Source organism: Paenibacillus liaoningensis (assembly GCF_059609455.1).
On record NZ_JCAALU010000006.1, the window covers coordinates 18,344 to 44,250 of the forward strand.

Sequence of the window (25,907 nt, forward strand, 5' to 3'; positions counted from 1 at the left end):
ATTCATCCCCACTCACTCGTTTGTCGTCTATAGCGGTGGCAGCCGCCTCCTATTTAGCCCATGCCGGATCTTTCGCCACAACCGCCATATCGGCACGGCGCTTGTCGATGCTTTTCAGCACATCCTCCGGCTGTATCGCGTTGCCCAGCATCGCAACCAAATCTTTGCCCATATCCATCCACTGCGGGTTGACATAGTTCACGTAATCCTGAATATCCGTACCTTTTTTCGTATACGTCGCCATCAGCTTCTTCTGCTCTTCATTATATTTGTCTTTCAGCCCTGGGAAGTTCAAATTGGAAATCGTCGAATCATTGTCAAGCATGTACTGCAAGTTATCCGGCTGCGCCAAATATGCGAGGTACTGCTTCGCTTCTTCAATATGCTTCGAACCGGAATAAATAAATTTGCTTGGGCCGCCTGGATTAATGTAATAAATTTGATTGTCCGCGAGCGGAATGACAAAATAACCGAATTGATCCGCTTTGACAGTAGGGTCTGCCTTCTCGATATCGTTGACGATGCTTTGGGCCGCAAGGGTCATTGCATATTTGCCGCTCGCCATCTTCACAGCCGAATCCGCCCCTGTATCGGAAAAAGCATTGTCGCCCATAAAACCAAGGTCATACATTTCCTTAAACTGTGTAAGAGCCAGCTTCATCGTCGGATCGTCCACAAACTTCTTCTTATTCGCATTCAAATCATCGTATAAGCCCGGCGTTACTTCATCGTAGCGCGGTCCCGGCTCGGCGAACCACAGGACATGATGCCAGCCATCGGCAATCGGCTCATACAGCGGTGTAATGCCGGCATCCAGCAGCTTCTGGGACAGCGCCTTGAACTCCTCGTATGTTTTTGGAATGGAAAGGCCATGCTCTTCAAAAATCTTTTTATTGTACGCAATAACGAAGCTGCTTCCCGTATCCCAAATTGTCTGGGCGTAAACTTTGCCGTTCAGCGTCAACTGCTCAATGCTGAGCGGGTCCTCGCGCTTCACCCATTCTTCCCCGCTCAAATCAACGGCATTTTTCTCGACGTTATAGTTGAGGCTGATTTCGCTTTTGCCGCTTTGCCCGCCAAACAGGTCGGTCGCCTCGCCAGCGTTCAGCTTTGTTTTGAGCACATTGAAATATTGATCGGAAGGAACAATTTGATAGTCGATCCGAATGCCGGTCTCGGCTTCAAATTTTTTGGCGAGCTGCATTTCCGCATCCTTTATCCAGCCTTGGCTGGCCAAGTAGGTAAGCGTAATATTTTGCTTCGCCCCTCCCGTACCGCCTGTGCCGCTGTTCGCGCTGCCTGCCGGGGATGATGCATTTCCGCCAGAGCCCGAATTGCCGCCCCCACAGCCCGCAACTATAATCGCAACCAAAGCAATAACCGTTAACAGCCACATCGATTTTTTCATCATATCGCTCCCCTTTAATGTTGAATGCTCATCTGTATGCGTTTTCATTTCCTGCTTCCCCATTATAGATTTCCGATTTTTGATGTGCCATGGATAAAACAGGGGCGTTTTATGCACTTATTTTACCACTCGCCAAATAATTATGAAGCGCTTACAAAAAGTCTTTGACAAAATGCCCGCCTAGCAGCAAAATGAAAGCAACAACGGTGCGCGTGAACGGCTGGAGGTAGTGATGCTTACTAAATTCAAAACGATTCAAGCTGTTCTGTTCTCCACCTACTCTCTTATTATTTTCATCGTGTTTACCGTGCTAGTCGTATGGCTTTGCCTTTGGTCCTCTGATCTGCTCAAGCAAAATGCAACCGATTCGCTTGCCAGCATGGGCCGCTCGATGCAAGAGCATATTGATTCGGAAATTCAAAAAATGAATGATGTTTCGCTCAATGTGATGTACTCCAATTTGGTCAAAAATCATTTCAAGCGTTACACCTCGGAGCTGCCCGATCAAACACAGACGGGAGATGGTAGTGATACGGATACCGATAGAGAGAGCAATAAACAAAAGTTAGGCCTTTCCGGCGGCATGGGCAGCGGATCGTTTCCGAGCGTCTCTAAAAGCCAATCAGTTGAAAATGCCAAGGCGCTGGCTGAAATTTTGACTGCGGCTATCGGCCCTTCGCGCCCGGTGGAGCAGCTGTATTTGTATGATTTTAAAAACAAAATGTATGGCAATGGCTTTGACAATGGCGAACGCACCTATGATCCGGCGACCAAGCCTTGGTTTAAAGCGGTTGTAGCGATGCAAAATGGCAAAATCATTTCGCTGCCCGTACCCGATGAGGAAATGTCCCGTTATATTTCATCTAGCGACATGCAATATTCAGTCTCGCTGTTCCGCCAGTTTTATGACAATTACAATGATCCAACCGGCATTGTTGAAGTGAAGCAATATTACAATCGAATTTTCAGCAGCATCCTTGCTTTTACGGGGGAAAATCCTTATGGTGCGCAGGTGCTCGTATACAATGACAATGGAGATATCATTTATCCCCTGCAGGCGGATAAGCAGCACTACGCGGCTTACGCCAGCTTGACGGCAGGCAAAACCAATTCGCAGACGCAGGGCAAGGGCAGTTATTTGTCCTTCGTTAATCCCAATACGGGGGCAAAGGAGCTATTGTCGCTGCACCGCTCGGAGCTGACTGGCTGGAATACGCTCATTATCGTGTCCGAGAGCAAGCTGCTCGTCCCTGTATTCGCTTTCGCCAAGCAGACTGTCCTCGTCGCCTTTGTCATTTTGTTGTTTGCGATCATGCTTTCCTATGCGGCATCCAAACGGATTACGTATCCGATCTTGAAAATCCACCGTTCGATCCGCGGCATGCGGCTGGAGGATCTCGGAACCGGCAGAGTAGCCGCCCAGACGCTCGGCAGCGGGCTCAATGAACTGGACCAGCTGCATGTTTCCTTTGTGCGCATGAGCTCGCGGCTGAAGGAATCGATGGACGATTTGCTGCTGTCCCAGTCGCAGGAAATGCAGGCGAAGCTCGTTGCGCTGCAATCCCAGATGAACCCGCATTTCCTGTATAACACGCTCGCGACCATTCATGCGATGGCCGAAGAAAATATGAATGAGCAAATTGTTGCTATGACTGAAAACATGTCCGATTTTCTGCGCTATTTCTCCACAGATGCAGCCATTGTGAGCTTGCAGGATGAGCTGCTGCATACAGGCAAGTTTCTGGATATTAACCAAATTCGCTTCGGCCAGAAGCTTCATTATGAAATGGAGGTGGACGAGCGCATGCGGGAGCTGCGCATCCCTAAGCTGGTCGTGCAGCCGCTTGTTGAAAATGCGCTGAAGTTCGGGACGCAGCATGAGCCGCCATGGCAAATTCGCATTTCCGGCAAAATCGAAGGCGAGGATTGGCACCTGGAGGTGGCAGATAACGGCCCTGGCTTTTCGGAAGAAAGCTTGGCGCATTTATTTGCGCGTATTTGCGAGGTTGATGAGACGCATGTCGTACCCGTGCTCAAGCTGGGCGGCATGGGGCTGCTGAACATTTATATTCGAATGAAGCTCACATATGGAGATGCAGCTGTATTTCAGATTCACAATCGCCCCGAAGGCGGGGCGGCTATTAGAATCGGCGGCAAACTATAGCTAGGCAAAGGGAGGCATTCGCTTATGGCTCAAGCAAACGTCATTAAAGTCGTTGTTGCCGAAGACGAGGATATCATCCGAGGTACGCTGGTGCGCAAGCTCGAAGGTCTGGATGAGGCTATTCAAATTGTCGGCTCCGCCCAAGATGGCAAAGAGGCGCTCGAGCTTGTGAACCGGGAGCAGCCGGATTTGCTCATTACCGACATTCGGATGCCTGTCATGGATGGCATTGAGCTCATTCAGTCTATCCACTGCTATTATCCGCGCATGCGCAAAATCATTACGAGCGGCTTCGCTGATTTTGAATACGCACGGCAAGCGATTCAGTACAATGTCATTGAATATTTGCTGAAGCCGATTGCGACCACTGAGCTTTCGCGGGTATACAATCGCGTAAAGACGCTAATTGAGGCGGAACGGACTGATTTTAAAACCCAGATGAAAAGCCTTCAGCCAAGCGGAGCGGATACGGAGGAATTGGTGCAAATGGTGCAAAACTTTATGCGCGAGCATTATAGCGAAGATCTCAGCCTGGAGCAAATTGCCCGCAGCTTCAATTTTACGGCGTCCTACTTGAGCAAAATTTTTATTAAGCATACGGAGGAGCCCCCTTCCCGCTACTTGATGTCGCTGCGCATCAACGAAGCGAAATATTTGCTTCGCAATCACTCCCATCTCTCCGTCAAGGAGGTCGGTGAACAGGTCGGCTATAGCGACCAATTTTATTTCAGCCGCATCTTCAAGCAGATGACGGGCTTTACACCGAAGGAGTTTCAGAAATAAGGATCCAAACAAAAAAACCAGAGCCAATAATATGCCTAGGCATATCCGCTCTGGTTTTTTTTTGGGCTGTAAGCCGCGACTATTTATACGGTAATATCTGCCTTCGCCAGCAGATCCTGCACGACGACGCTGACCATGATCAGCCCCGCTACAGGAGGAACAAAGGCGTTGCTCGCTGGCGGCTGCTGGGCTTTGCGAATTTCCGGCGCGTTCTCGGGCACGATGCGCTGCGTCACATCTTGTCGCGGCTTCTTCGGCGTCTCCGAGGAAAATACGACCTTCACGCCTTTATTAATGCCTTCCTTGCGCAGCTTCTGGCGCACAACGCGGGCAATCGGATCGGTGTGGGTTTTGGAAATATCGACAACTTCAAATTTCGTCGGGTCCATTTTGTTAGCGGCGCCCATGCTCGAAATAATCGGGATTTTGCGCTCCAGGCACTGCTTAATCAAATGGATTTTGTACGAAATGGTATCGGAAGCGTCAATAACATAATCAATCGGGTATTCAAAAAATTTCTCATACGTCTCTTCTGTATAAAACATGCGGAGAGATACCGCGTCGCATTCCGGGTTAATGAGCTTAATGCGGTCGCGCATCAAGTCGGCCTTCGGCTCGCCAACGGTCGTCGTAAGCGCATGAATTTGGCGATTGACGTTCGTAATATCGACAACATCTTTATCGACCAAAATAATACGGCCAATGCCTGTACGGGCCAGCGCCTCTGCAGCAATGCCGCCGACGCCACCGATGCCGAGCACCGCTACCGTACTTCCTTTCATCAGCTCAAGGCCTTCCGGCCCAATTGCCAGCTCCGTGCGTGAAAATTGGTGCAGCATCTAAAATCGCCGTCCCTTCCGTTATCTATTCCAAGCAACTACATAGGAAGGCGGGCTGTTTCGCCCGCCCGCTCCATTAAGCTTGAGGTGCTTCTGGTGCTGCTCCTGCCGGGGCAGGCTGTTTCGCAGGCTTAGGCACTGTACGGATATGAAGCTGCTCCAATTGGGACAGCTCAACTTCGGACGGCGCATTGCACAGCAGATCGGTTGCGTTCGCTGTTTTCGGGAATGCAATCGTTTCACGCAGGTTCGTGCGGCCAGCCAGCAGCATGATGAGACGGTCGAAGCCGAAAGCGATACCGCCATGCGGAGGCGTACCAAATTCAAATGCATCCAGCAGGTATCCGAAGTTCTGTTGTGCGGTCTCCGGGGACAAACCAAGCGCATTGAACATTTTTTCCTGGACTTCACGCTTGTAAATACGCATCGAGCCGCCGCCTACTTCATAGCCGTTCAAGACGATATCATAAGCTTGAGCGCGGATTTTGCCTGGATCTGTATCAAACAGGTGCAGGTCATCCTCGTGCGGACGTGTGAACGGATGATGCTCGGCTACATAACGCTGTGCATCCTCATCCCAGCCAAGCAGCGGGAAGTCTACGACCCATACGAATTTAAATTTAGTGTCGTCGATCAGACCAAGCTCGCGGCCCACTTTCAGGCGCAGGTTGCCCATGACATCAACAACGACTTTTTTCTTGTCAGCAGAAAATGTGAGCAAGTCGCCATCTTCTACTTGCAAACGCTCAGTCAGCGCCGCGATTTCCTCTGGTTTGAGGAACTTCACGATTGGACCGCGCCATTCGCCATCCTTCACCGTAATCCAAGCCAAGCCTTTACCGCCATAACGAGCAGCGAACGGCTGCAAATCGTCAAGCTCTTTACGGCTCCAGCCGCCACAGCCTTTGGCATTGAACGCCTTCACGACGCCGCCGGATGCTGCTACGCTTGCGAATACCTTCACTTCGCTTGTCGCGACAATATCGGTAATATCTTGAATTTCCATGCCGAAGCGCAGGTCAGGCTTATCGGAGCCATATTTGTTGATGGCATCTTCATACGTAATGCGCTGGAACGGAAGCGCAAGCTCCACGCCTACCGTCTCGCGGAACAATCTTGCAGCAAGCTGCTCCATCATGCCCAGCAATTGATCCTGCGACAGGAAGGACGTTTCGATATCGACTTGTGTGAACTCAGGCTGACGGTCTGCGCGAAGATCCTCATCGCGGAAGCAGCGAGCGATTTGATAATAGCGCTCAATGCCGCCGACCATTAGCAATTGCTTGAAAATTTGCGGCGATTGCGGCAGGGCAAAAAATTCGCCTTCATGCACGCGGCTCGGCACCAAATAATCGCGCGCGCCTTCTGGTGAGCTCTTAGTCAAAATTGGCGTTTCAACGTCAATAAAGCCTTCTCCATCAAGGAAGTCGCGGAAAATTTTCGCTGCTTTCGAACGGAGCAGCAATGTTTTTTGCATTTCCGGACGACGCAGGTCGAGGTAACGGTATTTCAAACGCAGCGACTCGTCAACTTCGACGCCGTCTTCGATTGGGAATGGCGGTGTTTTTGCCGCGTTCATAATTTCGATTTTTTCAACGCGCACTTCGATTTCGCCTGTTTCCAGGTTCGCGTTAACGGTTTCTGGATCACGCTCAACGACTGTTCCTTGAACAGCAAGCACGAACTCGTTGCGGGCACGGTCAGCAATCGCCAGCGCATCGCCGGAAAAATCAGGGTTAAATACTGTTTGAACGATACCTGTACGGTCGCGAAGATCAATAAACAATACGCCACCTAGGTCACGACGACGCTGTACCCAGCCGTTCAAAATGACCGTTTGTCCAATATCGCTTTTTGTTAATTTTCCACATGGATGTGTTTTCAACATAATGGTTATGCTCCTTTTATTTAAAAGATTTAGTGAACGAAGGAGCTGCGAGGAAATTAGCGGTCCTTTATTTCGTCGCAGTCTCTAAGCTTGAATCGCTGCTGCCAGCTCGCTGATGGCTACGGTGCGCTGCTCGCCGCTTTCCATATTTTTCAGCGCAATTTCGCCGCGCTCCAGCTCGTCGTCGCCAAGAATGGCGGTAAAACGTGCTTTGAAGCGGTCCGCAGACTTCATCTGTGCCTTCATCTTGCGGTCCGTGTAGTCACGGTCAGCACGCAAGCCTGCTGCACGCAGCTCGTGTACGATCTTCGTCGCCTCACGCTCTGCTGCCTCGCCAAGGCTGATGACGTAAACGTCGACCTGGCTCGCTTCCTTAATGCCTTCCGTCTTTTGATGCTCAAGCAGCAAAATCGTCCGCTCGAGGCCAAGGCCAAGTCCAACGCCCGGCTGATCCGGTCCGCCAATTTCAGCAACGAGCCCATTGTAGCGCCCGCCGCCGCCAATCGTATCGATGGCACCGATGCCCTCCGCTTTATATTCAAAGGCGGTGTGCGTGTAATAATCCAGTCCGCGCACCAGCTTCGAATTGACTTCGAACGGAATATTCATAGCCGTCAAATACGCTTTAACCTTTTCAAAATGCGTTGTGCATTCTTCATCCAGACTGTCCAAAATCGACGGAGCGCCTTCAAAATGCTTCTGGTCGACTTTGCAGTCCAGCACACGCAGCGGGTTGCGGTCCATCCGCGACTGGCAATCTTTGCACAGCAGCTCGCGCTTCGGTTCGAGGAAAGCAAGCAGCCGCTCGCGGAAGGCAAGCCTTACTTCCGGCGTTCCGACGGAATTGATTTCGACGCGCACCCCTTTAAGGCCAACCTCGGTATAAAACGTATAGCCCAAAGCGATAACCTCAGCATCAAGTGCCGGATTAACCGAGCCCATCGCCTCTACGCCGAATTGGTGAAACTGGCGGTAACGCCCGGCTTGCTGGCGCTCATAGCGGAACATAGGGCCGATGTAATACAGCTTCGTCAGATCAGGCTCGCCATACAGTTTATTTTCAACGAAGGCCCGAACGACCCCGGCTGTGCCCTCTGGACGAAGCGTCACGCTGCGATTGCCGCGATCCGTGAACGTATACATCTCTTTCTCCACGACGTCCGTCGTTTCGCCTACGCCGCGCTGGAACAGCTCGGTCGCTTCGAAGATCGGCGTGCGAATTTCGCGAAAATTAAAGCGTCGGCAAATTTCGCGTGCCTTCTGCTCTACGAACTGCCAGCTGTCGATTGAGCTTGGCAGCATATCCTGCGTGCCTGGTAATTTTTGAAATGCCATGTCATTTTCCTCCTAACCTGCTGCTAAAAAACGATGAGAACAAGCAAAATGGTGCGCGCCGTGTAATGACGGCAGGGTTCATTTTGCGGTGAAATATAAGCCAGTGGTAAGTATGAGACTTATAACGTCTTATATTTAAAGCAAAAAACTCCCGCCCCTGAACAGCAAATATTGCTGTCAGGGACGAGAGTATAGCTCCCGTGGTACCACCCACATTCCGAGGCAGCTGCCAGAAGGCAGAAGCTCGCTTGAAGACGGTTAACGCCCGTCACCCGCAGTACGGCTACTGAAACAACGCTTGCCTAGAGCTTAAGCCCCAGCAGGCTAACGTTCACCGTCTGTTCTCCGGAAAGTCTGTTCATCCCGCCATTATAAGAATGCTTGCAGCCTAAGGCATTCCTCTCTGCATATATGCGCATGGATTACTTTGTTCCATCATGAAATCATTATAGTGAATGGTGCTGATGCTTCATTTTACTTGGGCGTGGTCAGAAAGTCAAGATGCGATTCAGCTCTAATCAGCCCGATTGTATAGGAACAGCGGCAAGACCGCCAGAAGGCAGAAAAAAACCTGCAATCACATTGCAGGTCCAAAAGTAAATTATATTTTAAAAAAGGGGGTCGAGGTCTATTATAGGCTTGCGATGTTAAAATAGCGTTATCGTTTGATTACAGTAACATTACAGTTTAGAAAGCGTTTTATTTCCGGCTATTTCGACCTTACTCCCGCTTTTCCGCCAGCATATGCGAGCCGCTGTTTCCACGCTGCGCTTTATTACGTGTCCTTTAAGTCGCTTCGCTTGCCAGCAGCAGACGGAAATCCTGCCCATTCCTCTGCCGCTTCCATGTCTTCCTCCAGCTGTGACAGCCTGATCGCTTCATGCCGATCGGCATGGAGCAGCTTGCGGCTAATCCGCTCCAGCCCTTGCTCCTTGCGGGATTGATGCATGTGTTCATTCGCCTCCGGTACAAAATAAACAGGCCTCCGGCCGCGGCCAATCGCTGCCGAATGCGCTAAGCGCGCCCATTCTCTCCCCTATTGTATCCAGAAGGCATCCGCCCTAATCTTCATCTTGACGCTATTGCTTGCTCTCCAATCGAGCGAAAAAAAGCATTAAACCTTTCCCCTCTCATTTTTTTGAAAATACATCCATAAATTGAAACATATCCTGTTTTTCGATCGTCATTATGCTACGAGCTTGAGTGATTTGCAGCAAAAATTCAAAAAAAGGGAGAAATTAAATATGCGAAAAAAATCGTTATTAACCGCGATACCCTTCATGCTACTGGCTCTTGTTATTACGTCATCTGCGTTCGCTTATACGTTTACCGGGCACAAATGGCCCAAATCCGCCAATAATCCTTACAACGTTTATGTGAAATACGCAACTACAAATACAGCTTATAAAGCTGCGTTTGATTCAGCAGCTGCTGATTGGAATAGTGCCCAAAGCAAAATTAAATTTAATCTTTCGGCGCTCAATACTTCAACCTTAAGCAAGGTTGGCACCCAAAATGTCGATGATCCTTCGATGTTTGGCGTATGCATCACTTATGTGAGTCCGGGTACAACTTCAACTAGTTACTTTACCGCCGATATCAATATAGGAAATCCGGCTGTAGCCAATCAATCCAATACGAGAAGAAGCGCTGCAGGACATGAATTAGGCCATGCGCTCGGTCTCGGTCATACGCCACTCCTTGTAAAGGCTATTATGAACTCAAGCAGAGATCGCGAGACCATCTACACACCTCAAACCGATGATAAAAACGGCCTAAATGCGCTTTACCCACTATAAATTAAGGGAGGCTTTAAAATGACCGTAAAATTCAATTTTAGGATGCTCCTAATTGCAGGGCTATGCTTAGCACTTGTGGCTGGGGTGCTGCTATTTACAGCGAAGGAGAAGTATTCGCCCGGCACGTTTCATGTAAATTATTCTCCCGATTATGCCGTAAGCGGGGATGTTGCAGGGTTAGTTCATAATTCCGATTACGTGGTATTCGGCCACTACGAGAAGTTTATAGAAACTTGGGACATGGGGGAAAATCATCTTAGCGAAGTATATTCGTTTGTAGTGGATGAATCGTTGCTGGGCGATGCCAAGGGCACGATTAATGTCTCCATTCCGCATACCGTCTTGTTAAAACATACGTTAAACGATGTGGACTATGAAGCCACTCTCAATTTGCCCAACTACAGCAAACCTGATTTTGATAAAACGTATGTGCTGTTTTTGAAAAAAGCACAGACGAAAGATGTATTCGGCCCGTCTTCCGTACCTTTTCAAGTAGAAGTGGATTCTGCTGGCAACGTTGCATTGAAAGTGAATACAGAAAACAAAGAACTGGCTTTAACGACTAAACAGAGTGGCACAATTCATTTTCAGACTGAGCAGATCGAACTAGCCCATATCGATAAAATAACCGGTTTAACTAAAGAAGGATTATTTGCAGAAATTAAAGCACAAGTCGCCGCGAGGGCGGAAAGCAAGTAGAGGTCGGTGTTGCATAGAAGCCCTTCACTTACTCGTTATTGCGAGTGTGCGGGGCTTATTTTAGTTGACATGTAGAATAAATATAGCGTAATCTAAACACAGATTAAAACATCGATTTAAACAATGTTTGAATTTTGATTTTAATTTTTATTTTATGGAGGAGACCATGACAAAAGAGAAAATTTTCGAAATCGCTATAGCACTTATCAAGTCGGAGGGCATCAAAGGAATTACTACGCGCAAAATAGCCGATCTAGCGGGCACCAATGTCGCGTCTGTCAATTATCATTTTGGTTCAAAGGACAAATTAATCAATGAAGTATTAAGAAGGCATCTTGAGTCATTTCATGTTACTTTCAATCTGTTGGATGATACGGAGGCTCCTCCGCTTGAACGACTAAAAAATTTTTTGCTGGCGTATTCGTCATTATTGCTGGCACACCCAGAACTAGCTAAAAGCCTCCTTTCCCAAGAGCAGCTATTTGAATCACACAATCAATTTATGGAGTTCATGAAAAGCCAGGGTATTGAGAAGCTAATCCGTACTGTAAGCGAGATCGTTGGACTATCCGACCAGGAGAGAATTATGCCCATCATTATTCAAATGTTTGCGGCAATTTTCTTCCCGACCGTCATAAAAAGCAATGCTAATCCAACGTTAACCGCAGCTATGTTAAAGACAGAGCAGTCCATCGAGCAGCAAGTTGATTTATTTTTGGAGCTTTACTTTTACAAATTTAGAGGAAAGGAATCATGAAGTTTTTCAGAAGACATTGGTATAACGTCGGGTTAGTTATCGCGCTTGCTTCGATTGTTTATTTGATTTTTGCTTGGAACGACATGGGAATTTTACAAAAAGTATTATTCATGAATTTTATCGTTATTTTGCTCCATCAATTTGAGGAATATGGTTGGCCTGGCGGTGAACCCGCAATTCTGAACATGGTATTAAAATCCAGCCCTATGCCCAGCCATTATCCTCTTAATCAAAATACGGCAATGGTTACAAATGTACTCGTAAGCTACGTATTCTATTTGCTGCCCATCTTTTTTCCTGAGACGATTTGGCTTGGTTTGCCACCGATTTTATTTGGTTTAGCGCAGTTTGTTGTCCATGGAATCGTGATTCCTAAGAAGCTAGGTCAATTTTACAATCCTGGAATGGCTGCGGCTGTGTTGGGGCATATTCCTTTGGCTTTTTATTATCTCTATCATATCCACTCAACTGGTGTTGTTACAGCAAGGGACTGGCTCTTTGCAATTCTTTACTTGGCCCTGTTCATAGTAGTCATCATGAGCAAAATGACCTTTACATGGCTTGCCGACAAAGCATCTCCTTACCCTTTCGATAATGAGGAAATGAAAAAATTCAATGTTGAAGAAAAGCTTGCCCGTCTTAAAAAATAAACCAGCAATGGCCCATTTCATAGCTAATTTGAAGGACGTAAAAAAGCAGCCGAATATGTTGGCTGCCTTTTTTTTGTCTAGGAACTGACTGGATAAGTTTCTTATATGTACGCCATACCAAGTGAAATTCGGCTGGCGGTTCTATGGATCTATTCCTTGCTGTTCAAAATCAAGGTAACAGGACCCCAATTGACGAGCGACACGTCCATCATAGCGCCAAAACGCCCCGTCTCCACTTGCAGCCCGTGCTGCTGGCGAAGATAGGCATTAAACTGCTCGTAGAGCGGCTCCGCTTGCTCTGGGCGGGCAGCAGCCATAAAGTTCGGTCTCCGGCCTTTGCGGCTGTCTCCATACAGCGTAAACTGCGATACCGACAAAATAGCGCCACCCTTATCGACGATGGATAAATTCATTTTTCCGGCCTCATCCTCAAAAATGCGCAGGCCCGCGATTTTATCGGCCATCCATTTGATGTCGGCTTCCGTATCTTCATGGGTAATCCCAACGAGCAGTACATATCCAAAGTTGATTGCCCCTGTTACTTCTCCTTCGACGGTCACGCTCGCCTGCTTGCTTCTCTGAATAACAACCTTCATGCTTTCCATCCTCTCTCTAAAAAAGAAGAAGGCGGCAAAATACGCCGCCATCTCTATGCTAATGCTTCCGACTATGCTATTGCTTCCCACTTAGTTTATCGAGCGTAATAAATGTTTTCCCGTTTAACTGCCCTATTAAGATTTAATCAGGGCAGGGGGTTCATGACTTTGTATTTTTAGCTTGTTGCCTACTGGCAAATAGCTAAACTTGCTTTTAAAACCTTTTCGGGGAAAAGGAGGGGGGAGTGGAGTGAAAGGTTTGGGATTGAGGAGCGGAGCGTTCGCTTTTGCTCCTGAATTTCTACCGTGCAACGGTAAATTCGATGAAATTCAGGAGCAATGGCGACCGAAACCCAAACCTTTCACGCAGCGTCCCCCCGCCCTTCCCCACCAAGGCTTTTACAGCAAACTCAGTTATTCATAATCCTTTGGACGGAATAAATATCCTGTACCCGTTTAATCTTCTCCACCACAGAAGAGAGATGCTCAACGTTCTTAATCAGCACAGTCATATGAATCATGACCATTTTATTTTTCACGGAACGACCGGTCACTGCAGAAATATTCGTCTTGCTGCCAGATACGACCTGCAGCACTTCATTGAGCAGACCATTGCGGTCATGGCCGGTAATTTCAATATCGACGCTGTAATTGGCCTCGACCGATTCTTCCCACTCCACCTCTATGACGCGATCAGCTTCCTCACCGTCCATGCCGAACGGAATGTTCTGGCAATCCATTCGATGCACCGAGACGCCGCGGCCACGCGTAATGTAGCCAATGATAGCATCGCCTGGCACCGGATTGCAGCAGCGGGCGAAGCGAACGAGCAAATTGTCGATGCCTCGTACCGTTACGCCATGGTGTTGGCGATTTTTACGGCTGCCTCCCGATTTCGCATCTTTATCCGTACCGAGCTCAATCGTATTGTTTTTCTCGGCTTCCTTGCGCAGCTTCTCCGTTAGACGGGTACAAATCTGCGCAGCGGTCACGCCGCCAAAGTTAACGCCGGACAGCATATCCTCCACATCGTTAAAGGAGAACTTCGACGCAACCTCCTGCAGCTTGTCCTCGGTCAGCCAAGCCGAAGGCTCCAGACCAAGGCGCTTGAGCTCACGCTCGACAGCCTCGCGGCCCTTCGCCACATTTTCCTCGCGCTGCTCCTTCTTGAACCACTGCCTGATTTTGCTGCGGGCATGCGACGATTGTGCAATTTTCACCCAATCCTGGCTCGGTCCGTATGAATGCTTAGAGGTGAGAATTTCAATAATATCACCGGTTTTGAGCTTATGGTCAAGCGGCACAATACGGCCGTTCACCTTGGCGCCAATCGTGCGATTGCCAACCTCCGTGTGAATGCGATAAGCAAAATCCAGCGGCACAGAGCCGGCTGGCAGCTCAATGACTTCACCGCTCGGCGTAAATACAAAGACGAGATCCGAGAAGAAATCCATTTTCAGCGATTCCATAAACTCGGATGCGTCGCGTGCGTCATTTTGCAGCTCCAATATTTCGCGGAACCAAGACATTTTATCTTCAAAGTTGCGGTTTGGCACGACCGTGCCTTCCTTGTACGCCCAATGCGCCGCAATCCCGTATTCTGAAGTACGATGCATATCCCATGTCCGAATTTGCACTTCGGTCGGCTCGCCATTGGGCCCTACAACCGTCGTATGCAGCGACTGGTACATATTCGCCTTCGGCATCGCGATATAATCCTTGAACCGTCCCGGCATCGGCTTCCACAGCGTGTGGATAATGCCGAGCGTCGCATAACAATCCTTAATGTTCTCAACGATGATCCGAATCGCCATCAGATCATAAATTTCATTAAACTGCTTGTTGCGGTCGGTCATCTTTTTGTAAATGCTGTACAAATGCTTCGGGCGCCCGGAAATATCGCCTTCAATGCCCATCTCGCCAAGCTTCTCTTCAATGCGGTCAATGACATCGGCAATAAACTGCTCGCGCTCCGCCCGTTTTTTCTTCATCAAGTTGGCGATGCGATAATATTGCTGCGGATTCAAATACCGAAGCGCAATATCCTCCATCTCCCACTTAATCGCGGAAATACCGAGCCGATGCGCAATGGGGCAAAAAATTTCCAGCGTCTCATACGCGATGCGCCGCTGCGCCTCCTCCGACTGGAATTTCAGCGTCCGCATATTATGCAGGCGATCGGCGAGCTTAATCAAAATAACGCGGATATCCTGCGCCATCGCCACAAACATTTTCCGATAATTTTCGTTTTGCTGTTCTTCCTTGGAACGAAAACGGATTTTCTCCAGCTTCGTCAGTCCGTCAACCAGCATTGCGCAGGTTTCGCCGAATTTCGCCCGTACCGTCTCCAAATCGACTGTCGTATCTTCAACCACATCATGCAGCAAAGCTGTAATAATGGACAGCACATCCATCTGCATATCCACCAATATATCTGCTACAGCAATCGGATGTAAAATGTAAGGTTCGCCTGATTTCCGCACTTGTCCATGATGAGCCTGATCTGCAAAATGATAGGCTTCCCTTATGCGTAATAAGTCCTGTTCCTTCATATAGGCCGATGCCTTTTCAATTAACTGCTCTATGCCCATGAACATCCCTTTCCGAAATGAGCCCTGCTTCGGCTCCCCTTCGCGCATTTTCCGAGTTTTCTAATATTATGCCTGTAAGCATAGCATGACGTCAACTATGCTGTCGATTGAAGTGTCGATTTAAGTCATGGAAATATTAATATTGTATCCGGTAAAATGGGACTTTATAGGGCGAAAGCCAACCAGCAGCAGCTGGTTGGCTTAAACGTTCAAACGATTTTATTTCATCCTTCAAATAATGGCTAGTAAGTAATGAGAGAAACGACGTCCATATCGCCAAGCTTCTCGCGGCCTGTCAAATAAGACAATTCGATAAGAAAGGCCGAACCAACAATTTCCCCGCCAAGCTGGCGAATTAAATTAATGGAAGTTGCGATTGTGCCGCCTGTTGCAAGCAGATCATCGGCAATCAGTACGCGCTGCCCCGGCTGAATGGCGTCCTTGTGCATAGCGAGCACATCTTTACCATACTCCAGGTCATAGCTTGCTTCAATCGTTTCGCCTGGCAGCTTGCCGCTTTTGCGAATAGGCGCAAAGCCTACGCCGAGTGCAAGGGCAAGCGGAGCGCCAATAACGAAGCCGCGCGCTTCTGGTCCTGCAACGACATCGATTTTCAAATGCTCAACCGCTTTGCGCATTTCTTCAATGGCAGCTCGGTAAGCCGGGCCATCCTTCAGCAAAGTAGTAATGTCCTTGAAGCGAATGCCTGGCTGTGGGAAATCGGGAATGACCCGAATGTAATCTTTAAAATTAATTTGTGACTCGCTCATTAATTATTCGTCCCTTCTGTCTGTCGCCATTCTGGTGTTGTCAAACCAATATTGTAGCTGCAACCAATGGAGATTGCAATTGTTCGGCTTTACTTTTTGCCTCCTGATAGGCAGTGGCTGTACTTAACTCCCGCTTCTCCGGCGCTTCTGCAACGATCGCCAAACCATCCTCGATGCGGATAAACGAAAGCTCGGTAAATACGCGCAGCATAACCTCGGTCATTTCCTGCGGCCAGCCGCTCATCTCCGCCAGGCGCTTCGCAAGCCCTTCAAGCGGTGCCTGCTTCATTCTACGCAGCAGTTGATACACTTGACCGAAATGCTCACGCTCAGGGAACTTTGCATACGCGCCTCCGCTGAACAGGTCATGAATATGCAGCTGCGGCTTGCGCTGGCCGTTCCATTCATTGATGGACAGCTCGCCTACCAGATCGACAGGACTGCTCGCCAGCAGTCGGTCGGCAATAGCTCCCATGCTGAAGCCTACCGCTTCCAGTACAGCTTGCCCGCTTTTCACGGTCAGCTTAAGATGCTTCGCTTCCTTGCCCATCGTTCGCTTGTCTGCAAGAGCTGCTCCCTGAAAGAGCAGGCGCGGCGACGGATTGCCCGCACCAAACGGCTCCAGCTGCGCTAGCTCATTGATCGTTTGCAAATTAGCTTCTTCAACCTTGCACTGCAGATCGATGCCCGTTTTTGGAATCCAATCCTGCTCGCTGAGCCATTCCAAAGCAAGCTCGCCAAGCTTACGTTCAAATTCAGCCAGCTGGTCACGATGCAGGCTCATGCCTGCCGCCGCTTGGTGGCCGCCGTAATGGTCCAACAGCTCATCGCAGGCGGTAAGTGCTGCATGCAGGTCGTAGCCGTCAATGGAGCGCGCAGAGCCCTTGCACATGCCGCTCTCCCCATCAATACCGAGAATAATTACAGGCTTGTAATGGCGCTCCAGCAGCTTGGAAGCCACAATGCCGATAACGCCAACATTCCAGCCTTCTCCCGCCAGTACAATAACCGCCGGTTCCGCCTCGCCCGCATCCGCAGCCTGCGCTCGCTTCTGCGCCCACTGCTCCTCCGCTTCCTTGACGATGCCTTCCACGATGCGCTGCCGCTCGCGGTTGAGCATATCGAGCGAAGTTGCTGCCAATATAGCCTCGTCGTAGTTGTCGCTTATGAGCAGCTCTACAGCGCGCCGCGCATGATCGAGCCTGCCAGCCGCATTAATGCGCGGTGCCATGCCGAAAGCAACTGTCGTGGAAGTAACTGACGGCAGCTCGATGCCCGTCGACTCAGCCAGCGCTAGAAATCCGGTATTCGTCGTCTGGCGAAGCCGTTCCAGCCCGCTTTTGACTAAAATCCGATTTTCGCCAGTTAAAGGCATTAAATCCGCAATCGTTCCGAGACAGACAATGTCTGTCAGCTCCATAGGCGGGCGTTCCAGCAGCGCTTGCGCCAGCTTGAATGCGACACCAACGCCTGCCAGCCCTTCAAAAGGATAAGTGCAATCATGCCGCTTCGGATTAACTACGGCGCAGGCATCCGGAATACGTGCTGGCGGTTCGTGATGGTCGGTGACAACGACATCAAGCCCAAGCTCCTTGGCGTAGGCAATTTCATCATAGGCGCTGATGCCGGTGTCAACCGTTACGATTAAGCGGATACCCTCGGCGGCCGCCTTTTCCAGCGCCGCCTTGTTTAATCCATAACCTTCTAGAGCACGATGAGGAATATAATAATCAAAATGAAGGCCAAGCTCGCGAAACACATGTACGAGCAGCGAGGTGCTGGATACGCCGTCGGCATCATAATCGCCATAAATACGTATCTTTTCGCCAGCTGAGGCCGCCTCCCGAATACGGGCGACAGCCTCCCTCATATCTTTCAGCAAATACGGGTCATGCAAATGCTCAGAGCCGCCTCTTAAAAACTGCTCCGCCTGTGCGATCTCCTTGTAGCCGCGCTGCACCAAAAGCTTGGCGGCAAGCGGTGACAGGCTAAGAGCTGTCGAAAGCTCTTTCGCCGCCGCGTCTGCCTGCTCATCCCAAGGTGCAAGATTCCAACGTGTTTTTGCTTGAATCACGCCGACTTCAACTCCTTTCTGCCGCGCTGCGCTATTGAAGCAGCGTAGGCATATGTTCCTGATTCGGATCGTGATTGGATTTATAAGGATAACCTGGGTCATAAGGCTCGACATGAATCGTTGCGTCCGTTAGGTGGGTAAAGCGTGTCAACAGCAGTCGTTTCACTCTTTTCGCCACTTCATGCCCTTCAAGCACAGTCACGCGCGGATTAACGCTAATAACCGCCTCCGCAACGACGTAATGGCCCCGCTCGCGAGCATGCAGCGACTGTACGGTGACGACGCCTTCCACCCGTTGAACGAGCTGCATAAGCTCCTCGGTATTTTCGCTGTATACTTCTGCGGCAGCTTCCTCTCTATGAGGGGAAGGCACAATAATGCGATAGCCGCCGTTCATGACGATAACCGATATGACGATAGCAGCTGCCGAATCAAAATAATAAAGCACCGGAAGCGAAATCAGCTTGCCCAGCCACGCGGCTCCTGCACCAATGAACACAGCAAGTGTCGCATACAAGCTGCTGCCATGCTCCCGCTGTTTCCAGACGAGCTCCTTCACGAGCAGGCAGCCAGCCAGAACGACAAGCGCACTCCAATGAGGCGGCTTGCTAATGCCCTCTGCAATGTCCCGAACAGCCGAAATGCCAATTTCCAAGCCAATAAGGAGCAAGGCTGCCGCTAAAACGACATTCATGACGGTTTCTGTCTTCCGTGTTTCCTTATGCTTTCCAGCAGCAGCGCTGCTGGAAGGGGCTTCGCTGCCACTTTCATTACGCTGCGAAACGACCTTTTCCGCAAAAATAGCCGCCGCCTCAGCTGCCGATCGGCAACCATCCGCAAGCAATGCTTTGCTGCCGGACAGCCAGCCTGCTGCCCCTTTCAACAACGCCAACGCCGCATTACCCCAAATTCCTGACCAGCTGGCCGGCTCTGCTTTTGTATATCGTTGGTTCATTGTCATGACTGCCTCCTTCTACGCTGTTAGACCGCAGTCTTGGCAGGCTGCTTTGCTTTAGGCTTTTGTTTGCTTTTAAGAAGAAGCCAGAGCGGGCTCGCAATACAGATCGACGAGTATGCGCCGCTTGTCAGACCGATAATTTTCGCCAAGGCGAACAGCTTGATCGACTCGCTTCCGAAAAGGAATAAACAAACCGCGATAACGAGTACGGCCAGTACCGTATAAATGTTACGCGCCATCGTCTGCCAAAGGCTCTGATTGACCATATCTGCGAGCTGATCACGCGTTTTCAGCTTGCCAAAACGAAGATTTTCACGAATTCGGTCGAAAATAACGATTTTATCATTAATCGAATAACCGATTGTCGTCAATACTGCGGCAATAAACGGCAGATCGACTTCCAGACGGAAAATCGAAAATACAGCGACTACGACAAAAGCATCATACAAAATCGCAATGTTCGCCGCTAAAGCAAAGCGCCATTCAAAACGGATCATGACATAAATCATAATCGCAATACTTGCAATAATAACGGCATAAATCGTCTTGAAGCCAAGCTCACGCGCCATATCCGGGGATACTACGTTGACCTCTGCCGATACTTGATCGCCAAATTTTGCTTTAAACGCATTTTGAATTTCCGTGACCTTCGTTTGCTCCAATACTTCTTCAAAACGAGCTGAAACGCGATCGCCGTTCGTGCCGCCAACAGTCGGTGTAACGTTCGTAACGCCAGCTGTTGCCAAAACTTCCTTCGCTTCCGCTTGGGTCAAAGCTTTGCCGACTGCGATATCCATATTCGTACCCGCTTTAAAATCGACGCCATAGTTCAGGTTGAACAGGAACAGCGAGATAACCCCTAAAACCGTCAAAATAATAGAAGCCATGAAAAACTTTTTGCTATGCTTGATAAAGTCAAAATGCACTGTTGTTTTAAAGTTCACGGATGTCCGCCTCCTTCACGCCGAAATAGCTAGGTTTAGTAAACAGGTTGCTGCGAATCAGCAAATGTATCAGTAGGCGTGAGAAGAAAATGTTTGTAACGATACTGACCAAAATACTCAAAATCATCGTCAGTGCAAAGCCTCTGATCGCACCGTTTCCGATGTAATAAAGCACGCCGCAGGAAATCATGTTCGTAATGTTCGCATCCATAATCGTACGGAACGAGTTTTTGGAGCCTGCTTTAAGGGAGGAAAGCAAGCTTTTGCCGCTGCGGATTTCCTCTTTGATCCGTTCGTACATAATGATATTCGCGTCGACCGCCATCCCAATCCCGAGTACAAATGCGGCAATACCCGGCAGCGTTAACGTGACATTCAGCATCTCGAATACGAGTACCAGCATCCATGTAAATGTAATGACCGTAATACCCGCTACAACGCCCGGTATACGGAACAAAATAATCAGGAACACCAAAATAATCGCCGAGCCGATAACGCCGGCGCGAACGGTATCTTCAAGCGACTGCTGTCCAAGCTTTGCGCCAACGCTTTGCGTGTATTTCTCTGTCAGCTTAAGCGGCAATGCGCCCAAATTAATCGTATCTTTCAAATCATTCGCTTCATCAAGCGTGAAATTGCCGCTAATTTGCGCGCTTCCGCCGCTGATTGGCTGGTTGACGTTCGGATTCGACAGCATTTCATCGTCGAGATAAATCGCAAGCGTCTTGCCCGTCAGTCTTGTCGTAACATCCTCAAACTTCTTCGCATCTTTCAGCTTAATCGAAACGACCGGATTGTTCAGTGAATCATATTCGACCGTAGCTGCATTTTGCACAAAATCATCACCTTGAAGCTCAACCGTGCCATCTGGTGCTCTAAAGGTCAGATTAACCGGCTTCTTGATAATGTTTCTTACCTCATCCTCATTCGTAACGCCTGCAAGCTTGACGCGAATGCGGTTTGTTCCTTCTGTCGTTATCTCCGGCTCGGAAATACCCAGCTTGTCCGCCCGAGCCTCGAGGCTTTTCGCCGTATCCTTCAGCAAAGTAGGCGTTACTTTATCGCCAGCTGCAAGCGGTTCTGCTTCATAAAGCACCTCGAATCCGCCCTTCAAATCAAGGCCCAGCCGAATGCCGTTTACCAGCGATGGGCTCGTCCAAGCGATCACGCCAAACATGATGACAACGATCCCAAGGAAGGCAAATAATCTTTTCCCGTTCATATTTCCTAAGTCCCCCTTATGATCTCAATATTCCTATTATACTTGCGAGCAATTTTTGAGTCAAAAAAAAGAAACCCTTCCCTTAGAAATGGGTTCCCCGGTAGGCGCTAATCGTCAAAAAGTTCATAAAGCTCGTCACCTTCAGCGATAAAATGTCGTTGACCAGCTTGTGCAGCTCCGGCTGCCCGCTCTTTTTATATCCAGCGCTTACGCATGCCCAAATGTCTTTCCCATTCGCATGTTCATAGCCAATAAGCTGAAACTCCTCTGCCTTGCTGTTGCACAGCTGCTCAATTACCTGAACCAGGTCCTGTTCCTCCATAGCCGCGCCTCCCGTGCTTTTTTGCCTTGACTGCTACTATTCGCTGTCCATAGCACATATTCCTGCACATAAAGCGATGTTCATTATCCAATCATGATTCGGACATGCCGTGCATAACTATGATACTGCAACAATACGGCTAATGGAATGAGGGGCGAGTATGACCAAGCAAACGTTTATAAAAGGGGCCATGATTTTACTTGCAGCAGGCGTCATCAATCGAATTCTCGGCTTCGTCCCGCGCATTGCGCTGCCGCGCATTATAGGCGCCGAAGGCGTGGGGCTGTATCAGCTGAGCTATCCGTTTTTGGCGGTTATGCTGACAATAATTACCGGCGGCATTCCGCTCGCCGTTGCCAAATGGATTGCCGAAGCCCAGTCAAACGGAGATGAGGGGCGGGTCCGCCATATTTTCCGCAGTGCTCTGCTGCTTACGATTTTTCTTGCCATCACGCTGACCAGCCTGCTGCTGCTGTTCTCGCCTTGGATTACTGCGCATTTGCTGCCGGACAAGCGTGTGCAGCGCACATTTCTGTTCATGACGCCGATGCTGCTGATCGTCGGCGTCTCATCTGTATTTCGCGGCTACTTCCAGGGCAAGCAAAATATGATTCCCTCCGCCGCTTCCCAAATTGTGGAGACGGTGCTGCGAATTATTTTCTCGCTTAGCTTCGCGATGCTTCTCATGCCCAAAGGGCTGGAATGGGCAGCGGCTGGCGCCATGCTTGGCGTCGTGGTCGGTGAAATCGGCGGCCTAGCCGTCCTGCTGTGGAAATATGCGAGGGAAAAAAGGACTCCCGCTCTGCTGTCTGAGGCAAGCATGCCATCAACAGCTGCTGATAAGGGACCCATTATGGGCAAGCTGCTTAGCCTGTCCATACCGGTTACAGCCAGCCGCCTTGTCGGCTCGCTCTCCTATTTGCTCGAATCTATTTTCACCGCTCGCAGTCTTGCTACGGCAGGCATTGCTACAGGCATTGCTACGGCACAGTACGGGGCGCTGCAAGGAATGGTCATCCCGCTCATCCTGCTGCCAACCGCATTGACCTATTCCCTCGCCTCCTCGCTAATTCCGTCGCTTTCTGAAGCAGCGTCACGCGGCGATATGGCTACGATCCATAAGCGCTTGCACCAATCGATGAGGCTGGCCCTTGTCGCCGGAGCGCCTTTCGTCGTCATTCTCGGCCTATTCGCCGAGCCGATCTGCCGGATGCTGTACAACCACAGCGAGATTGCACCGATGCTGCAGCTGCTTGCTCCTGTCGGCCTTTTTATTTATTTGCAGGCTCCCCTGCAAGCAACTCTTCAGGCGCTCGATAAACCGGGCAAAGCGCTTATGAACACGTTTATTGGAGCTGCTATTAAGCTGGTCTTCATTATATATCTCGCCTCCAAGCCCGAATTTGGCATATATGGCGCTTTAATTGCGATTAATTTGAATATCGTGCTAGTCACTGCGCTGCATGGCATTAGCGTTCTCAAGCTGATCGGCTTCCGGATGAAGCTGCGCGATTTTATGAAGGTCATCTCTGCTATGGTTGTTATGGGGGCCGCAGCACGCTTCGTTATGAATCGGGAGCCCGTAGCTGCGGAATGGGTGAATTTGCTTGTGGCCTGTGCTTGCGGCGCAATTGTATATTTGGCGCTCATGGTTTGGACGAACATTATTGACCGGCATGACCTCACCCGCTTGCCCAAAATCGGCCATTGGTTTTCACGAACCTAGACCATCGCCTGCGATAATGTCTTCATATATTCGTATCGTTAAAAAAAAGCCGCGAGCAGTTTGGGACATCCTTGCTCCCAAACTACTTTCGCGGCTTTTTCGTTTTATCCAAAAACAGCTTGCCTTTATGGTCTATTGTACAAAGGAATACTTCCTTAAAGTCGGTTACCCCTTCATCCTGAAGGACATTTTTCAACCAAAAACGGGTTTTCTCCAGCTTCTCCAAATTTTCATCCTGTACTTTGCCATCCATAATGAGCGGAATAGGCAAAATCTCAAAACGATATTTGGGCGGAATGACCTTAGCATTTTGCTGCATAGACAGCTTGCCCGCCAAATCCGAATTATGCTCAGCACTACTGCCTTCTTCCGCCTGCTGCTGCAGCTCGTGTCCGCCCCTGCTCCGTTGTTCCTCCACATTCAAACGCTCTTCCGCTATCTCTTCCGGGGACCCTTCTGTACTTTTAGGAATGACCGACAGCTTGCCGCTCGTTTCCAAAATCGCAAATTCCACATCCGAGATTCTTGTAATTTGATTTTCTCTAAGCTGGAGCATAAAATCATCCAGATTATAGCGCTGCTTGCGCATGACATCGCGATTCAGCTTGCCCTTCGCCATAATAACGCTTGGCTTCCCGTCAAATAGCTGCCGCAGCTTGCGATTTTTCAGCGCCACAAAAGCCATTCCCACCTGCACCAGCATTAAAATAACCATCGGCACAATGCCTTCCCACATCGTTCGATCCAAATCCTCTATAACGATCACAGCTATTTCCGCAATCATAACCGAGATAACGAGGTCAAAAACCGACAGCTTGCCGATTTCCCGTTTTCCCATAAACCGCATGATGAGAAATACGATGAAATAAATCAATACGGTACGCAGCACAAGGGTCAGAAATTCCAAGTGGTCCCGCCTCCTTCATCGCTCGCGCCTGCTGCATGTTGGCCTGAGCGGTCTGTACACGTATTCTCACCTGCCGCCATCTCCCTCATACGAAACGGCCAGGCACGAATTTATGGTAAAGGCGGGAAAACATAAAATTACGGGATCAGAATAAAATACACATAAGCCGTAGAGACGAGCAGCGACATAAGCGCAATTGGCGCACCTACTTTAAGAAAGGCTCTAAAATGAAAGCTTTTGCCTTCCCGCAAAGCAAGGCCTGCGGCAATTACGTTTGCGGAAGCGCCAATGAGCGTGCCGTTGCTGCCGAGATTTGCGCCAAGCGACAGCGACCACCACAGCGGCTCCATTTGACCCGCGCTCAGTCCCAGCTCAGCACCCATCGCTTGAATAACAGGAACCATTGCCGTTACAAACGGCACATTATCCATCGTAGCGGAGGCTACACCGGAAATCCACAATAGCAGCAATGACGCTATATCAACATTACCGGAAGTCATTTGCAGCACAACTAAAGCGATTTGATTGGTCCAATTCGTTGCCGAAAGTCCCGCTACCATAATAAATAAGCCGATAAAAAATAATATCGTACCCCAATCCACCATGCGGAAGGCAATTTCTGCTTCCTTGCGCTTCAAACCTATGACCATGAGCAGTGCCGCACTGCCAAGCGCGATAGCCGCCGGCTCAATGCCTAATGCCGAATGGAGCGTAAAGGCAATAATGGTTAGCAAAAAAACGACGACCGATTTGATCATCAGCGGGCGATTTTTAATGTAGGAGCTGGCGGAAAGCTTCATCAGCTCGCTTGCTTCCTTGCTTTTATGCGTAGGCTTAAAATGCTTGCGGTATACGAACAAAAACAAGCCTATCGTAACGATCAATATAAACAACGATACAGGTCCTAAATGGATGATAAAAGCATTAAACGTCAACTGCTTGTTCGCAGAGCCAATAATCATATTAACCGGATCACCGATTAAAGTAGCAGCACCACCGATGTTGGAAGCAGCAATTTCTGCAAAAATAAAAGGGTAAGGATTCAGCTTCAGCAATTTTGTAATCGACATTGTTACCGGAATGACGAGCAGCATAATCGTTACATTGTCCAGAAAAGCTGAGCTAATGCCGGTTAAGGCAATGAGCAGTATAAAGATTTTCCACGAGCTTCCTTTGACCCACTGGGCCAGCTTGATCGCTATGTATGGGATGACACCTGCCCGGTTCAAAATGCCGACAAGCAGCATCATGCCGATGAGCAGCATAATGACCCGCCAGCCGACCGCCTCCGTAAATGCATAACGCAAGTCCAATATGCCCAGCACCAATATGAGAAATGCGCCTGCAAGCGCCGCCACTGCCCGATTGATTTTATCCGTAATGACAAAGGCATAGGTTACCAAAAAAATAACTGCTACCGCGATAACCTGCCAAGCCGCCGGATTGTAAAGCATTCCTGCTGCCTTGGTTTCCAT

At 49.3% G+C, this 25,907-nt stretch carries 22 protein-coding genes; 7 read left to right on the forward strand and 15 right to left on the reverse strand.

Annotated elements, in window-relative coordinates:
* Positions 1 to 49: 49 nt before the first annotated feature.
* Positions 50 to 1,456, reverse strand: coding sequence for an ABC transporter substrate-binding protein (locus AC6B99_RS09650; RefSeq protein WP_496663271.1), 1,407 nt, complete (start codon positions 1,454 to 1,456; stop codon positions 50 to 52).
* A 184-nt stretch (positions 1,457 to 1,640) separates the two neighbouring features.
* Here AC6B99_RS09650 and AC6B99_RS09655 point away from each other — a divergent pair, with 184 nt between their 5' ends.
* Both AC6B99_RS09655 and AC6B99_RS09660 read left to right on the forward strand, forming a co-directional pair.
* On the forward strand, positions 1,641 to 3,572 hold the full coding sequence (locus AC6B99_RS09655; protein WP_496663272.1) for a sensor histidine kinase: 1,932 nt from the start codon (positions 1,641 to 1,643) through the stop codon (positions 3,570 to 3,572).
* 24 nt (positions 3,573 to 3,596) lie between these two features.
* Positions 3,597 to 4,355 carry a response regulator gene (locus AC6B99_RS09660; RefSeq protein ID WP_494883123.1) on the forward strand — a complete coding sequence of 253 codons (759 nt, stop codon included), beginning with the start codon at positions 3,597 to 3,599 and terminating at the stop codon, positions 4,353 to 4,355.
* 83 nt (positions 4,356 to 4,438) lie between these two features.
* Here the strand turns inward: AC6B99_RS09660 and AC6B99_RS09665 are convergent, their stop codons facing one another.
* The 4 genes from AC6B99_RS09665 to AC6B99_RS09680 all read right to left on the reverse strand — a co-directional run bounded on the left by AC6B99_RS09665 (position 4,439) and on the right by AC6B99_RS09680 (position 9,366).
* Positions 4,439 to 5,194 (reverse strand): tRNA threonylcarbamoyladenosine dehydratase, encoded by a 756-nt coding sequence (locus AC6B99_RS09665; protein WP_056039991.1) that lies wholly within the window; start codon positions 5,192 to 5,194, stop codon positions 4,439 to 4,441.
* Positions 5,195 to 5,270: 76 nt separating this feature from the next.
* On the reverse strand, positions 5,271 to 7,082 hold the full coding sequence (gene aspS / locus AC6B99_RS09670; protein WP_172455681.1) for an aspartate--tRNA ligase: 1,812 nt from the start codon (positions 7,080 to 7,082) through the stop codon (positions 5,271 to 5,273).
* Positions 7,083 to 7,166: 84 nt separating this feature from the next.
* Positions 7,167 to 8,417, reverse strand: a complete 1,251-nt coding sequence (hisS, locus tag AC6B99_RS09675; protein WP_056039987.1) for a histidine--tRNA ligase — start codon at positions 8,415 to 8,417, stop codon at positions 7,167 to 7,169.
* Positions 8,418 to 9,192: 775 nt separating this feature from the next.
* A complete protein-coding gene (locus tag AC6B99_RS09680; protein WP_200931660.1) occupies positions 9,193 to 9,366 on the reverse strand; it encodes a hypothetical protein in 174 nt (57 codons plus the stop codon).
* 295 nt (positions 9,367 to 9,661) lie between these two features.
* Here AC6B99_RS09680 and AC6B99_RS09685 point away from each other — a divergent pair, with 295 nt between their 5' ends.
* From AC6B99_RS09685 to AC6B99_RS09700, 4 genes are all read left to right on the forward strand, one after another.
* Positions 9,662 to 10,216, forward strand: coding sequence for a M57 family metalloprotease (locus AC6B99_RS09685; protein ID WP_496663273.1), 555 nt, complete (start codon positions 9,662 to 9,664; stop codon positions 10,214 to 10,216).
* Positions 10,217 to 10,234: 18 nt separating this feature from the next.
* A complete protein-coding gene (locus AC6B99_RS09690; protein ID WP_056039983.1) occupies positions 10,235 to 10,915 on the forward strand; it encodes a hypothetical protein in 681 nt (226 codons plus the stop codon).
* A 166-nt stretch (positions 10,916 to 11,081) separates the two neighbouring features.
* Positions 11,082 to 11,672, forward strand: coding sequence for a TetR/AcrR family transcriptional regulator (locus tag AC6B99_RS09695; protein WP_056039982.1), 591 nt, complete (start codon positions 11,082 to 11,084; stop codon positions 11,670 to 11,672).
* Positions 11,669 to 12,322 (forward strand): HXXEE domain-containing protein, encoded by a 654-nt coding sequence (locus AC6B99_RS09700; protein WP_056039980.1) that lies wholly within the window; start codon positions 11,669 to 11,671, stop codon positions 12,320 to 12,322. The genes AC6B99_RS09695 and AC6B99_RS09700 overlap by 4 nt, the downstream gene beginning before the upstream one ends.
* Before the next feature lie 149 nt (positions 12,323 to 12,471).
* Here the strand turns inward: AC6B99_RS09700 and dtd are convergent, their stop codons facing one another.
* The 8 genes from dtd to AC6B99_RS09740 all read right to left on the reverse strand — a co-directional run bounded on the left by dtd (position 12,472) and on the right by AC6B99_RS09740 (position 21,799).
* Positions 12,472 to 12,918 (reverse strand): D-aminoacyl-tRNA deacylase, encoded by a 447-nt coding sequence (gene dtd, locus AC6B99_RS09705; RefSeq protein ID WP_496663274.1) that lies wholly within the window; start codon positions 12,916 to 12,918, stop codon positions 12,472 to 12,474.
* A gap of 410 nt (positions 12,919 to 13,328) precedes the next feature.
* The gene (locus tag AC6B99_RS09710) at positions 13,329 to 15,509 is read right to left on the reverse strand and encodes a RelA/SpoT family protein (protein ID WP_056040147.1); all 2,181 of its coding nucleotides are present in this window, start codon (positions 15,507 to 15,509) and stop codon (positions 13,329 to 13,331) included.
* A 242-nt stretch (positions 15,510 to 15,751) separates the two neighbouring features.
* Complete coding sequence (locus tag AC6B99_RS09715) at positions 15,752 to 16,264, reverse strand: adenine phosphoribosyltransferase (protein WP_056040144.1); 513 nt, start codon at positions 16,262 to 16,264, stop codon at positions 15,752 to 15,754.
* 55 nt (positions 16,265 to 16,319) lie between these two features.
* Entirely contained in the window at positions 16,320 to 18,353 is a 2,034-nt protein-coding gene (gene recJ / locus AC6B99_RS09720; protein ID WP_494883109.1) for a single-stranded-DNA-specific exonuclease RecJ, read from the reverse strand.
* A gap of 31 nt (positions 18,354 to 18,384) precedes the next feature.
* The gene (locus tag AC6B99_RS09725; RefSeq protein WP_494883107.1) at positions 18,385 to 19,308 is read right to left on the reverse strand and encodes a cation diffusion facilitator family transporter; all 924 of its coding nucleotides are present in this window, start codon (positions 19,306 to 19,308) and stop codon (positions 18,385 to 18,387) included.
* Positions 19,309 to 19,334: 26 nt separating this feature from the next.
* The gene (secF, locus tag AC6B99_RS09730; protein WP_074904695.1) at positions 19,335 to 20,255 is read right to left on the reverse strand and encodes a protein translocase subunit SecF; all 921 of its coding nucleotides are present in this window, start codon (positions 20,253 to 20,255) and stop codon (positions 19,335 to 19,337) included.
* Positions 20,245 to 21,477, reverse strand: coding sequence for a protein translocase subunit SecD (secD, locus tag AC6B99_RS09735; RefSeq protein WP_046229348.1), 1,233 nt, complete (start codon positions 21,475 to 21,477; stop codon positions 20,245 to 20,247). The genes secF and secD overlap by 11 nt, the downstream gene beginning before the upstream one ends.
* Before the next feature lie 82 nt (positions 21,478 to 21,559).
* Positions 21,560 to 21,799 carry a post-transcriptional regulator gene (locus AC6B99_RS09740; protein WP_046229349.1) on the reverse strand — a complete coding sequence of 80 codons (240 nt, stop codon included), beginning with the start codon at positions 21,797 to 21,799 and terminating at the stop codon, positions 21,560 to 21,562.
* Positions 21,800 to 21,959: 160 nt separating this feature from the next.
* Between AC6B99_RS09740 and spoVB the strand changes: the two genes are divergently transcribed.
* Positions 21,960 to 23,525: a stage V sporulation protein B gene (gene spoVB / locus AC6B99_RS09745; RefSeq protein WP_056039972.1), complete on the forward strand. Its 1,566-nt coding sequence runs from the start codon at positions 21,960 to 21,962 to the stop codon at positions 23,523 to 23,525.
* An 82-nt stretch (positions 23,526 to 23,607) separates the two neighbouring features.
* On the opposite strand, the gene AC6B99_RS09750 is transcribed toward spoVB, so the two are convergent.
* Together AC6B99_RS09750 and AC6B99_RS09755 are read right to left on the reverse strand one after the other, a co-directional pair.
* Positions 23,608 to 24,372, reverse strand: coding sequence for a YetF domain-containing protein (locus tag AC6B99_RS09750; RefSeq protein WP_494865650.1), 765 nt, complete (start codon positions 24,370 to 24,372; stop codon positions 23,608 to 23,610).
* 197 nt (positions 24,373 to 24,569) lie between these two features.
* Entirely contained in the window at positions 24,570 to 25,907 is a 1,338-nt protein-coding gene (locus AC6B99_RS09755; protein WP_442952549.1) for an ArsB/NhaD family transporter, read from the reverse strand.

Coding starts and splice junctions, on each gene's coding strand:
- AC6B99_RS09650 (WP_496663271.1), bottom strand. CDS start 1,456: ATGAAAACGCATACAGATGAGCATTCAACATTAAAGGGGAGCGATATG.
- AC6B99_RS09655 (WP_496663272.1), top strand. CDS start 1,641: ATGCTTACTAAATTCAAAACGATTCAAGCTGTTCTGTTCTCCACCTAC.
- AC6B99_RS09660 (WP_494883123.1), top strand. CDS start 3,597: ATGGCTCAAGCAAACGTCATTAAAGTCGTTGTTGCCGAAGACGAGGAT.
- AC6B99_RS09665 (WP_056039991.1), bottom strand. CDS start 5,194: ATGCTGCACCAATTTTCACGCACGGAGCTGGCAATTGGGCCGGAAGGC.
- aspS (WP_172455681.1), bottom strand. CDS start 7,082: ATGTTGAAAACACATCCATGTGGAAAATTAACAAAAAGCGATATTGGA.
- hisS (WP_056039987.1), bottom strand. CDS start 8,417: ATGGCATTTCAAAAATTACCAGGCACGCAGGATATGCTGCCAAGCTCA.
- AC6B99_RS09680 (WP_200931660.1), bottom strand. CDS start 9,366: ATGCATCAATCCCGCAAGGAGCAAGGGCTGGAGCGGATTAGCCGCAAG.
- AC6B99_RS09685 (WP_496663273.1), top strand. CDS start 9,662: ATGCGAAAAAAATCGTTATTAACCGCGATACCCTTCATGCTACTGGCT.
- AC6B99_RS09690 (WP_056039983.1), top strand. CDS start 10,235: ATGACCGTAAAATTCAATTTTAGGATGCTCCTAATTGCAGGGCTATGC.
- AC6B99_RS09695 (WP_056039982.1), top strand. CDS start 11,082: ATGACAAAAGAGAAAATTTTCGAAATCGCTATAGCACTTATCAAGTCG.
- AC6B99_RS09700 (WP_056039980.1), top strand. CDS start 11,669: ATGAAGTTTTTCAGAAGACATTGGTATAACGTCGGGTTAGTTATCGCG.
- dtd (WP_496663274.1), bottom strand. CDS start 12,918: ATGAAGGTTGTTATTCAGAGAAGCAAGCAGGCGAGCGTGACCGTCGAA.
- AC6B99_RS09710 (WP_056040147.1), bottom strand. CDS start 15,509: ATGGGCATAGAGCAGTTAATTGAAAAGGCATCGGCCTATATGAAGGAA.
- AC6B99_RS09725 (WP_494883107.1), bottom strand. CDS start 19,308: ATGAACCAACGATATACAAAAGCAGAGCCGGCCAGCTGGTCAGGAATT.
- secD (WP_046229348.1), bottom strand. CDS start 21,477: ATGAACGGGAAAAGATTATTTGCCTTCCTTGGGATCGTTGTCATCATG.
- AC6B99_RS09740 (WP_046229349.1), bottom strand. CDS start 21,799: ATGGAGGAACAGGACCTGGTTCAGGTAATTGAGCAGCTGTGCAACAGC.
- spoVB (WP_056039972.1), top strand. CDS start 21,960: ATGACCAAGCAAACGTTTATAAAAGGGGCCATGATTTTACTTGCAGCA.
- AC6B99_RS09750 (WP_494865650.1), bottom strand. CDS start 24,372: ATGCGGTTTATGGGAAAACGGGAAATCGGCAAGCTGTCGGTTTTTGAC.
- AC6B99_RS09755 (WP_442952549.1), bottom strand. CDS start 25,907: ATGGAAACCAAGGCAGCAGGAATGCTTTACAATCCGGCGGCTTGGCAG.